Genomic DNA, 9735 nt, shown 5'->3' with positions numbered 1-9735 from the left:
CGGTGACCGCGCCCCGGGCCGCGCCGGCGGGCCATGGTGCTTCCCCCCACCCCCAAACCCGCCGCGGGAGCGGATCCGGGCGGGTGGCAGGATCGCCGTCGTGAGCGAACCGATCATCAAGAGGCGCGGGTGGGCGGACGCCCCTGCCGGGAGGAGCACGGCGGGCGCATGAGCGTGACCATCGACATCACCGGCCTGCCCGACGAGCGCCTGCTCTTCACGCCGTCCCCGCTGGGCGAGCTGACCGCGATGCTGGACGTCCTCGCCGAGCCCGCGCACCACCCCGCGCTGCGCGGCTGGGCGTCCAGCACCGCCGCGACGATTCCGCCGGTGCTGTCCGAGCGGCTGCTGGAGGCCGACTTCCTCTGGCGCTCCTCCCGCGCCGACTTCCTCGTCCCCGGCCTGCCCGGCGCCACCCTGGCCGACGAGCTCGACGCCGTCGACCGGATGGACGACGAGCTGTACGTCGCCGCCGCCCTCGTCACCACCTGCGGCTCCTCCCGGCCGGCCCGCCGGGCGCCCTCCCCGCTCACCGACCCGGTGGCCAACGAGCGGGCCCGCGAACTCGCGCTCGCCCGGGGCCCCCGGCAGGCCGCCTTCGCGGACCGGCTGCTCGCCGACCCGCCCGCCGTCCGGGCCCTCGTCCGGCGGATGCTGGAGGACTGCGAGTCGGCGTTCTTCGCCGACGCCTGGCAGCGCGTCCTGCCCGCCCTGGCCGCCGACGCCCGGCGCAAGGCCGACCTGCTGGCCCGGCGCGGCCCCGCCGAGGCGCTGGCCGCGGTCTCACCCTCCGTCGCCCTCGACCAGGGCGCCGACGGGCGGCGGCGGATCGTCGTCGACAAGCTCCAGGACAACGCCACCAGCGGCACCGACGGCGGCGGCGTCACCCTCATCCCCACCGCCTTCGGCCGGCCCCACCTCGTGGTGGTGTACACCCCCGGCTGGCGTCCGGTCCTCCAGTACCCCGTCGCCGAGGCGGGCATCCCCGAACCCGTCTCGCTGGCCCTCGTCCAGCAGCGGCTGGAAGCCCTCGCCCACCCCGTCCGGCTGCGCCTGGCCCGCACCATGGCCCGCGGCGCGCACACCACCGGCGAACTCGCCACCACCTGGCAGCTCAGCGCGCCCGAGGTGTCCCGGCACCTGGCCGTCCTGCGCAAGGCGGGGCTGCTCATCACCCAGCGGCGCGGGCGGTACATGCTCTACCAGCTCGACCTGCCGGGCAGCGCCCGGCTCGGCTCGGACTTCCTGGAGGCGTTGCTGCGGTGACCGGTGTCGTGGTGACCGGCGGGTCGGCGAACCGGCAACAGGTGAGCGGGAACAGTGGGGGAGCGGAACGCGTTCGTCCGGGCATGACCGACGACGCCTCACCCCGCATCCTGCGTTATGCCGCCTTCACCACCCGCCCCGAGGGCGGCAACCCGGCGGGCGTCGTTCTCGACGCCGCAGGCCTGACCGACGAGCGGATGCTCGCCATCGCCGCCGAGCTCGGCTACTCCGAGACGGCCTTCCTGACCGCGGGAGCGACCGAAGGCGCCTACGGAGTCCGGTACTTCAGCCCGCTCACCGAGGTGCCGTTCTGCGGCCACGCCACGGTCGCCTCCGCCGTCGCGCTCGCCGCCCGCACCGGCCCCGGGCACTACGTCTTCACGACGGCCGCGGGCGAAGTCCCCGTCCAGGTCGACCAGGACGCGGAGGGCGTCCTGCGCGCCACCCTGACCAGTGTCGAGCCGCAGGTGGAGGACGTGACCGACGCCGACGTCGACGAGGTCCTCGCCCTGCTCGGCTGGGCCCGCACCGACCTCGACCCGGCCCTGCCGCCCCGGATCGCCTACGCCGGCGCCCGCCACCTCGTCCTCGCCGCCGCCACCCGCGACCGCCTGGCCCGCCTCGACTACGACTTCGACGGCCTCGCCGCCTACACCCGGGCCCGCGACCTGGTGACCCTCCAACTCGTCTGGCGCGAGGCCCGGGACGTCTTCCACGTCCGCAACCCCTTCCCGGTCGGCGGCGTCGTCGAGGACCCGGCCACCGGCGCCGCCGCGGCCGCCTTCGGCGCCTACCTGCGGGAGCAGGGCGCGGCGGCGGCCCCGACGGTGCTGACCCTCCACCAGGGTGAGGACCTGGGCCGCCCGGGCGTGCTCCACGTCGAACTGCGGACGGCGGACAGCCGGATCCGGGTGTCCGGCGCGGCGGTGGCGATCCCGTAGCGCGAACGCGATCGGGCCGGGACCGGCCCGGGACCGGCCCGAGGCGTCCGGAAATTCGCTCGCATACGGGGCCCGGGTGGGCGAAGCTGCCCGGATGCAGCGAGCGAGCGAACGCACCGTCACGGTCCATCTCACCCACGGGGGCGAGTACTTCGGCCCCGTGGGCCCGTTCGAGGCGGCGGGCGGGTGGTGGTCGTCGGTGGACGGGGTGGGAGCGCGGGCGGCCGAACTCGCCGGGGTGCCGGTGCTGGTGCTGCGGCTGGTGGAGGGGCGGAGCGAGCAGGGCGGGCGCGGCGGGCACGGCGGGCAGGTGTGCTACCACGCCGAGGCGCTGGAGCGGCCGACGGCCGTCGAAGCCAGGCCGCTGGACGCCGGGACGGCCGCGCTGCTCGGCCCCGCCGAGCGCCGCGCGGCCTGGGCCACGCCGGCCGGGCTGGGGGAGGCGCTGGCCTGGGCGGAGGCAGAGCTGGCCGGGGCCGGCCGGCCGGTCGCCGGCCCGGCGCGGCAGATCCGGACGTGGAACCTGTCGGGCCTCGTCCGCCTCCCGACGGCCACCGGCCGCGACGCCTGGCTGAAGACCACGACGCCCGCCTTCAACGCCCGGGAGGGCGAGGTGATCGCGCTGCTCGGCAGCGTCGACCCGGGGCTCGTGCCGCCGGTGCTGGCCGCCGACCCGGCGGGCGGGCGGCTGCTGCTGGACCACGTGCCCGGCGAGGACTGCTGGGTGCCGTCCCTCGACACCGTCGAGGAGGTGGTGCCCCGGCTGGTCGCCGCCCAGGCGGCGCTGGCCGCCGACGGGCGCGCGGCGACGGCCGGGCTGCGCGACCGGACGCCCCGCACCCTGCTCGCCCAGGCGCAGGCGCTGCTCGACCGGCTCCCCGGCGAGACCGACCTGACGCCCGGGGAACTGGCCGGCGTCCGCCGACTGGTCGCCGAACTCCCCGCTCTGCTGGAGGAGTTGGCGGCCTGCGGCCTCCCCGAGACCCTGGTGCACGGCGACTTCCACCCCGGCAACTGGCGCTCCGACGGCAAGCGTCCGGTGGTCGTCGACTACGCCGACTCCTACCTCGGCCACCCCGCCCTGGACGGGCTGCGCCCGCGCGCCTACCTCGCGCCGGAGCGCTGGCAGCACCTCGTCGAGGTCTGGCTGAAGGCCTGGAGCGAGCACGCGCCCGGATCCCGGCCGTGGCGCGCGCTGGAGCTGGTCGAACCGCTGTACCACCTGTCCTACGCGCTGCGCTACCAGGAGTTCCTGGACCACATCGAGGAGAGCGAACGCCCGTACCACGCGGGCGACCCGGCCGCCGAGCTGCGCGCGGCGCTGGCCTGCGGCGTTCCCGACCTCACGGGTCAGAACACCTAGGGCGCGCAGGCGGGGGTTCGAGGACGCGCCCTAGACTGCCGGGGTGGATCGGACGACGCCAGGCCCCGTGCTGCCGGAGCTGCCGCTCCAGGAACTGGAGTGCTTCTCCGTCCTGGTGCGCCAGTTGCACTTCGGGCGGACGGCGCAGCTCCTGGGCGTCTCGCAGGGCCGGGTCTCCCAGCTGATCAAGCGGCTGGAGGGCCGGGTCGGCGCCCCGGTGTTCGAACGGACCAGCCGGCGGGTCGAGTTGACCGAGCTGGGGCGCGAGCTGGCCGAGCAGGTGGTGCCCGCCGTCGACCGGCTCCGGGAGGGCTTCGAGGCGGCCCGCGCCCGGGCCGCCTCGACGGACCGGCCGCTGCGCCTGGGGTTCCAGTGCGCCGTGTACGAGCCGGTGGCCAGGGCGATCGCGGGCCTTCCGGAGGGCGCGGCCCAGCTCGTCGAACTGTCCTGGGGGGATCCGTTCTCCCACCTGGGCCGGGGCGAGATCGACCTGGCCATCGTGCTGTCCCCGTGCCGGGAGGACGGCCTGCGGGTGCTGCTGGAGTTCTCGCGGCAGCCGATGTACGTCGCCCTCTCCGCCGGGCACCGCCTGGCCGGGGCGGCGAGCGTCTCCACGGACGAACTGGCCGGGCTGGCGCTGATCGAACCGCGGGGGCCCGCCCCGGACTACTGGCGCCGGGCGAACGCCCCGCGGCAGGCGCCGGACGGGCGGGAACTGGCCTACCCGGCGGGCGCGGCCACGCTCCAGGAGGGGCTGTCGACGGTGGCCAGCACCCGCCTGGGGCTGCTGCTGTGCGAGGCGAGCACGGCGTACGTCCAGCGGCCGGACATCCGCTATCTGCCGGTGCCGGGCCTGGAACCGTCCACGCTGCTGGTGGTGCAGGGCGAGCGGCGGCCGCACCCGCTGGCCGGGGCCTTCGTACGGGCGCTCACCGCCGTGGGCGCGTGACGGCGGCGAGCAGCAGTCCGGCCGCCGTGATCAGCGCCGCCGTGAGGAGCACGGCGTGGGTCCCGGCCCGGTCGATGACCAGCCCGCCGGCGAGCGAGCCCAGCGCGATGCTCGCGTTGAACACGCCCGCCCACAGCGCCGCCGAGGCCTCGATCCGGGCGGGGTCGGCGATCCGGACCCAGGTCTGGGTGGAGATCGAGACCCCGCCGTACGAGGCGCCCCAGACGACGAGCGCGAGCAGCACCGCCACCACGCTCCCGGTGAGGAGCGGCAGCAGGGCGGTGGCGAGCGCGACGCCCGCGAGGGCGGTGGCCACGGCCGCCTTGGGGTGCCGGCCGGCCAGCGGGCCGAGGGTGAAGTTCCCGGCGACGCCGGCCAGTCCGTAGACCAGCAGGCAGGCGGCGATGACGCCGCTGCTCAGGCCTGCGTCGAGTTCGAGCACCGGCCGTACATACGTGTAGCCGGTGAAGTGGCCGAGCACGACCAGCGCCGTGACGGCGAGTCCGGCGGCGACGCCCCGGTTGCGCAGCGCGTCCGCGATCCGGTCGAGCCGGCCGCGCTCGTGGACGGGGAGGGCGGGGAGCGTGCGGGCGAGGACGGCGGCGGACACCGCGCCGAGCAGGGCGAGGGCCCAGAACGCGGAGCGCCAGCCGAGCAGTGCCGCGAGGTAGGTGCCGAGGGGGACGCCGAGCACCGAGGCGATGGAGACGCCGGAGAAGATCAGCGTGGTGGCGAGGGCGATCCGCGGCCCGTCGGCGAGGCGTGGGCCCAGCCCCGCGGTGATGCCCCACACGACGCCCATCGCGAGGCCGAGCAGGACGCGGGCGGCGGCCAGTACTGGGTAGCTGGGGGCGAGCGCGGTGAGCGCGTTGGCCAGCGACAGCAGCAGCATGAAGGCGATCAGCACGTGCTTGCGGTCCCGGAGCCCGGTGAGCGCGGGAACGAACGGGGACAGGACGGCGGCGAGGAGCCCGGTGATGGTCAGGGAGAGCCCGGTGACGCCGTCGGAGACGCCGAGGGTCTTCGAGACGGGGGTCAGCAGCCCCACGGGCATCATCTCGGCGGAGACCACGGTGAAGGTGGCGAGGGCCACGGCGGTGATCGGTGCCCAGCGGGGCGGGCTGCCGGGGGCGGCCGGGGGCGCGAGGGTGTCGGCGTCGGTCATGGGGCCAGCCCATCAGCCGCGCCGAGGGCGGAACAAGATCGATGAGCTCATCCGTCGATTAGCCAGGCTCATCGATCCGGGAACGCCCCCGGCGCCGCCCGCCGTGGTGCGGCAGGCGGCGCCGGGGGGCGCGGTCACTCCGCCGGGGCGATCCGGTAGCCACCCGCGGCCGAGTAGAGGGTCAGCGCCTCGACCGGGCAGAAGTCGACCGCGTCGGCCAGCGCCTCCGTCAGCTCGGCGCCGTCGGCCGCGTAATCGGCCACCGGCTCGGCCAGCCCGTCGGCGCCGAGCGCCAGCGAGCCGGGGGCGCTCAGGGCGCACATCCCGGAGCCGATGCAGCGGTCCCGGTCGACCCGGACCACCACCGCGTCGGCGCCCGTCCCCGGCGTGGCCGTCACCAGGCGACCTGGAGGGTCTCGGGGCTGCGGGTGAGCAGGCCCCGCCGCCAGTCGATCTCCTCGACCGGCCCGGTCAGGCGCAGCGAGGGCAGCCGGCGGGCCAGGCGGTGCAGGGCGAGTTCGAGCTCCATCCGGGCCAGCCAGGCGCCCAGGCAGTGGTGCGGCCCGGCGCCGAAGGTCAGCATCGGCGCGGCCAGCGGGGAGAACAGCTCGGTGAGCAGGTCCCCGGTGAAGACCGTCGGGTCCTGGTTGGCGGCGACGGTGTCGGCGGCGACGACGCTGCCCGCCGGGATGACCACCCCGCCGATCTCGACGTCCTCGATGGTGCGGCGCAGCAGGCCGGGCAGGTGCTGGCCGTCGCCGAGCGGGACGGCGCGCAGGATCTGCTCGGTCGCGGCGGTCGCGCTGGCCTCGTCGGAGGCGAGCCGCTGCCAGGCCTCGCGGTCCTCGGTGAGCAGGTAGACCAGCGCGTTGCCGAGGCTGGTCATGGTGGTCTCGTGGCCGGCCACGACGAGGCCGATGACCAGCGTGACCAACTGCTCCTCGGCGATCGAACCGTCCTCGGCCGCGGCCGCCAGCAGGCTGCTGACCAGGTCCTCGCCGGGGTCGGCGCGGCGTTCGGCGATCACCGCGGCGCCGAAGCCGGCGAACTCGGCCATGGCGGTGGCGATCTCCTCGGCCGTGTAGGCGGTGGCCGAGAGCGCGTGGTCGCTCCAGTGCGAGAGCTTCTTGCCGTCCAGGTTGTCGAGCCCCATCAGCCGGGTGATCACCTGGACCGGCAGCTTGCGGCTATAGCCGGCCACGATGTCGGCGGGGGAGCCGTGGTCGATCATCTCGTCGATCAGGGCCTCGACCACCGAGGCGACCCAGGGCCGCCAGCGGGCGATGGCGCGCGGCGTGAAGGCCCGCTGCACGGTGCGGCGCAGCCGCTGGTGCTCGGTGCCGTCGATGTTCAGCAGGCCCTGCGGGCTGTCGAGGATGTTCGGGATGACGGCGATCGGCGGCGCGTCCGGCGCGTACAGCGGGGCGCGGCCCAGGCGCGGGTCGGTCAGCACCTGCCGCACGTCCGCGTGGCGGCTGACCAGCCAGACGGGCGTGCCGGTCGGCAGCGCGGCGAGCCGGGGCGGGCCGGGCTCCAGGCGGCGCAGGCAGTGCATCGGGATGAGCGGGACGGTGCCGGTTCCGGCACCGGTCGCACTGTTCTCGGCGGACATCCGTACTCCAGACTCCAGGGCGGGGGGCCGTACGTGACGGCCCGACGGGGGGTGGAACCGGGATGGTGCGGGGACGGGTGGGGCGGGCCGGCGGGCGGCTCGGCCCGGGCCGGGTTCGGCGGACCGGGACGAACGGCGGATCAGGTGGGACGGCAGATCGGGACGAACGGCGGATCAGGTGGGACGAACGGCGGATCGAAGGCGGAAGCGAAGGCGAACGCGGACCGGAACGGGGGATGGCGCGAATCGTGCGACGGCGTACGGTCGGTACGCCTCGGCGCGGACGGCGCGCGGTGGCGCACCGTCGGGTGGGGCGGATGTGCTGAGCGTGGTCGCGTGGACCGCTTCTGCTACGACCGTACGTGGGCGGCGGTGCGCGCGTCAGCGGCACTTCCAGCCAACGGCGCTCCTTTCCGGGCACTTCGAGGCACGCTGACGGGCGCTCGGCGGCGCCCGCGCGCCCTGCCCTGCGGGCCGCGCCGGGGGTCCGGCGGATATCTCGACGGCATATGACGCCTTTGCGGCCGGTGCGGTGAGCCGGATCACCGGGCCCGCCCCGTCGGCGCCCGTCGCTACGGGCGCTACGCTTCGTGGGCAGTCGTTTGTCGCAGGTCACGCCGGTGCAGAGCCGCATCGGCCGACGGAGGTGGAATCGGATGGCCCAGCAGGTCAAGGCAGTCATCGCGCGCGCCAAGGGCGCGCCCGTGGAGGTGACCACGATCGTGGTGCCGGACCCGGGGCCGGGCGAGGCGGTGGTCAAAATCCAGGCCTGCGGGGTCTGCCACACCGACCTCCACTACCGCGAGGGCGGCATCAACGACGAGTTCCCGTTCCTGCTCGGGCACGAGGCGGCGGGCGTCGTCGAGTCGGTCGGCGAGGGCGTCACCGAGGTCGAGCCGGGCGACTTCGTCGTCCTCAACTGGCGCGCGGTGTGCGGCCAGTGTCGCGCCTGCCGGCGCGGCCGCGCGCAGTACTGCTTCAACACCCACAACGCCAAGCAGAAGATGACGCTGCTGGACGGCACCGAGCTGTCCCCGGCGCTGGGGATCGGCGCGTTCGCCGAGAAGACCCTGGTCGCGGCCGGCCAGTGCACCAAGGTCGACCCGGCGGTCTCGCCGGCCGTCGCCGGCCTGCTGGGCTGCGGTGTGATGGCGGGCATCGGCGCCGCCATCAACACCGGGGGCGTCGGCCGCGGCGACTCGGTCGCGGTGATCGGCTGCGGCGGCGTCGGCGGCGCGGCCGTGATGGGCTCGCGGCTGGCGGGTGCGTCGAAGATCATCGCCGTCGACATCGACGACCGCAAGCTGGAGACGGCCCGCAGGCTCGGCGCCACCCACACCGTCAACTCCCGCAGCACCGACCCGGTCGAGGCGATCCGGGAGCTGACCGGCGGCAACGGCGCGGACGTGGTGGTCGAGGCCGTCGGCCGCCCGGAGACCTACAAGCAGGCCTTCTACGCCCGCGACCTGGCCGGCACCGTCGTCCTGGTCGGCGTGCCCACGCCGGAGATGACGCTGGAGCTGCCGCTGCTCGACGTGTTCGGCCGCGGCGGCGCGCTGAAGTCCTCCTGGTACGGCGACTGCCTGCCCTCGCGGGACTTCCCGATGCTGATCGACCTCCACCTCCAGGGCCGCCTGGACCTCGGGGCGTTCGTCACCGAGACCATCGAACTCGACGCGGTGGAGCAGGCGTTCGAGCGCATGCACCAGGGCGACGTGCTCCGTTCGGTCGTGGTCCTGTGAACGCGCGGATCGACCGGCTGGTCACCGCCGGGACCTTCGAACTCGACGGCGGCAGCTGGGAGGTGGAGAACAACGTCTGGATCGTCGGCGACGACGAGCAGGCGGTGGTGATCGACGCCGCGCACGACGCCGACGCGATCGAGGCCGCGCTCGGCGGGCGCCGGCTGCTGGCGATCGTCTCCACCCACGCGCACAACGACCACATCGACGCCGCCCCGGCCCTCGCGGCCCGCACCGGCGCGCCGATCCTGCTGCACCCGGACGACCTGCCGCTGTGGAAGCTCACCCATCCCGAGCGCCTCCCGGACGGCGAACTCGCCGACGGGCAGCGGATCGAGGTCGCCGGCACCGAGCTGACCGTCCTGCACACCCCGGGCCACGCCCCGGGCGCGGTCTGCCTGTACGCGCCGGAGCTCGGCACCGTCTTCACCGGCGACACCCTGTTCCACGGGGGCCCGGGCGCGACCGGCCGGTCGTTCTCGCACTTCCCGACGATCATCGACTCGATCCGCGAGCGGCTGCTGTCGCTCCCGGCCGAGACGGTGGTCCGCACCGGCCACGGCGACCCGACCACCATCGGCGCCGAGGCCCCGGCCCTGCCGGACTGGATCGCCCGCGGGCACTGACCGCGAACGGCCCCCCGCGCCCGCCCCCGGCGCCCCCCCCCCGGGGGCCCCCCGGCCCCCCCCCCCCCCCC

General features: G+C 75.6%; 9 protein-coding genes. 6 read left to right on the top strand and 3 right to left on the bottom strand.

Going from position 1 to position 9735, the window contains the following annotated elements; genetic code table 11:
- The first annotated feature begins 168 nt into the window (after positions 1-168).
- The 4 genes from ACFV61_RS23825 to ACFV61_RS23810 all read left to right on the top strand — a co-directional run bounded on the left by ACFV61_RS23825 (position 169) and on the right by ACFV61_RS23810 (position 4519).
- Positions 169-1266 carry a DUF5937 family protein gene (locus tag ACFV61_RS23825; protein WP_380493752.1) on the top strand — a complete coding sequence of 366 codons (1098 nt, stop codon included), beginning with the start codon at positions 169-171 and terminating at the stop codon, positions 1264-1266.
- Positions 1267-1349: 83 nt separating this feature from the next.
- Entirely contained in the window at positions 1350-2207 is an 858-nt protein-coding gene (locus ACFV61_RS23820; RefSeq protein WP_380370041.1) for a PhzF family phenazine biosynthesis protein, read from the top strand.
- 94 nt (positions 2208-2301) lie between these two features.
- Positions 2302-3570: a phosphotransferase family protein gene (locus ACFV61_RS23815; RefSeq protein WP_380493750.1), complete on the top strand. Its 1269-nt coding sequence runs from the start codon at positions 2302-2304 to the stop codon at positions 3568-3570.
- A 43-nt stretch (positions 3571-3613) separates the two neighbouring features.
- Positions 3614-4519: a LysR family transcriptional regulator gene (locus tag ACFV61_RS23810; protein WP_380481796.1), complete on the top strand. Its 906-nt coding sequence runs from the start codon at positions 3614-3616 to the stop codon at positions 4517-4519.
- Here ACFV61_RS23810 and ACFV61_RS23805 read toward each other — a convergent pair.
- The 3 genes from ACFV61_RS23805 to ACFV61_RS23795 form a co-directional block, all read right to left on the bottom strand.
- A complete protein-coding gene (locus tag ACFV61_RS23805) occupies positions 4500-5684 on the bottom strand; it encodes an MFS transporter (RefSeq protein ID WP_208869127.1) in 1185 nt (394 codons plus the stop codon). The genes ACFV61_RS23810 and ACFV61_RS23805 overlap by 20 nt on opposite strands.
- Positions 5685-5818: 134 nt before the next feature.
- Positions 5819-6082: a ferredoxin gene (locus ACFV61_RS23800; RefSeq protein ID WP_079136117.1), complete on the bottom strand. Its 264-nt coding sequence runs from the start codon at positions 6080-6082 to the stop codon at positions 5819-5821.
- On the bottom strand, positions 6079-7296 hold the full coding sequence (locus tag ACFV61_RS23795) for a cytochrome P450 (protein ID WP_063350531.1): 1218 nt from the start codon (positions 7294-7296) through the stop codon (positions 6079-6081). Before ACFV61_RS23795 ends, ACFV61_RS23800 begins: the two co-directional genes overlap by 4 nt.
- 656 nt (positions 7297-7952) lie before the next feature.
- On the opposite strand from ACFV61_RS23795, the gene ACFV61_RS23790 reads away from it, so the two are divergent.
- Entirely contained in the window at positions 7953-9038 is a 1086-nt protein-coding gene (locus tag ACFV61_RS23790; protein ID WP_063350532.1) for an S-(hydroxymethyl)mycothiol dehydrogenase, read from the top strand.
- Positions 9035-9664, top strand: a complete 630-nt coding sequence (locus ACFV61_RS23785; RefSeq protein WP_063350533.1) for an MBL fold metallo-hydrolase — start codon at positions 9035-9037, stop codon at positions 9662-9664. Before ACFV61_RS23790 ends, ACFV61_RS23785 begins: the two co-directional genes overlap by 4 nt.
- The last annotated feature ends 71 nt before the right edge of the window (positions 9665-9735 follow it).

It is taken from the genome of Kitasatospora sp. NPDC059817, assembly GCF_042731835.1.
GTDB lineage: Bacteria > Actinomycetota > Actinomycetes > Streptomycetales > Streptomycetaceae > Kitasatospora.
Note: the sequence above shows the minus strand (reverse complement) of the source record. Positions and strands in the feature narration are given on the sequence as shown.